The sequence below is a fragment of the Streptomyces sp. NPDC026575 genome (assembly GCF_055567415.1).
Genome location: NZ_JBVHQM010000076.1, coordinates 1 through 1,094 on the forward strand (window position 1 = coordinate 1; position 1,094 = coordinate 1,094).

At 70.9% G+C, this 1,094-nt stretch carries 2 protein-coding genes; both read right to left on the minus strand.

The genetic code is table 11. The features are described 5' to 3' along the window. On the minus strand, positions 1 to 170 hold a 170-nt coding region (locus ACZ4NB_RS38735; RefSeq protein WP_467667757.1), incomplete at its 3' end, for an NAD(P)-binding domain-containing protein. 51 nt (positions 171 to 221) lie between these two features. Then, positions 222 to 1,070: a TIM barrel protein gene (locus ACZ4NB_RS38740; protein ID WP_467667756.1), complete on the minus strand. Its 849-nt coding sequence runs from the start codon at positions 1,068 to 1,070 to the stop codon at positions 222 to 224. Positions 1,071 to 1,094 lie beyond the last annotated feature (24 nt).

The window sequence follows — 1,094 nt, forward strand, 5'->3', positions numbered from 1 at the left end:
GCTTCGGCGATCGAGGCGGCCGCGGTGCCGCCGGCGTCGGCGAGGCGCTGGAGCTTGTCGGCTTCGAGGGTGTAGCCGGTGACGGTGTAGCCGGCCTTGATCAGGTTCTCGGCCATGGGCGAGCCCATGATGCCCAGCCCGACCCATGCGATCTTGGGGAGGTTGCTCATTGGAATGCCTCTTTCAAGCAGGTGCGTTCAGCTGGCGGGTCAGCCGGTGCGTCAGGGGGTGGGGGTGGCGGCGCGCAGGGGCGCGGGGAGCCATTCGAAGGCGCCGGCGCTGGGGCCGTCGCCCGGCTTGTACTCCAGGCCGATGTAGCCGTCGTAGCCGGCCTTGTTCAGCTGGTCCAGGAGGCCGTCGAAGTCGAGTTCGCCGGTGCCGGGGGCGCCGCGGCCGGGGTTGTCGGCGATCTGCACGTGCGCGGTCTTGGCGGTGTAGCGGTCGATGACCGCATCGAGGTCCTCACCGTTCATCGACAGGTGGTAGAGGTCCATCAGGAACCGGGCGTTGTCCAGGCCGGTGGCGGCGTTCACCGCGTCGACGACCTCGATGGCCCTGGGCGCCGAGACGATCGGGCAGTGCGGCGACTCGGGCGCGTTGAGCGCCTCGATCAGCAGCGTCCCGCCGACCTCGCCCACCGCCCGCGCGGCGAAGACCAGGTTCTCCAGCGCCAGCCTGTCCTGCTCGGCGGGGTCCACGCCCTCGACGCGGTTGCCGTACAGGGCGTTGAAGGTGGTGCACCCCAGCGACGTGGCGAACGCGATCGCCACCGGCACATTGGCACGGAACCGCTCCGACTCCGCACCCGGCACCGACAGCGCACCGCGGTCGGGCCCCGGCAGCCGACCGGCGTAGAAGTTCAACCCCACCAGCCGCACCCCGGCGTCCTCCAGCGCGGCCCGCAACGCATCCAGCTCCGCCTGCTCCGGCACCGGGGCGTCCACCCACGGCCACCACAGCTCCACCGCCGTGAACCCCGCCGCCCGCGCGGCCGCCGGCCGCTCCAGCAACGCAAGCTCGGTGAACAGGATCGACAGATTGACGTTGAAGCGCGTGTCCGTGAAACCCATAAGGCCGGCGCTCCTTCCGGATAG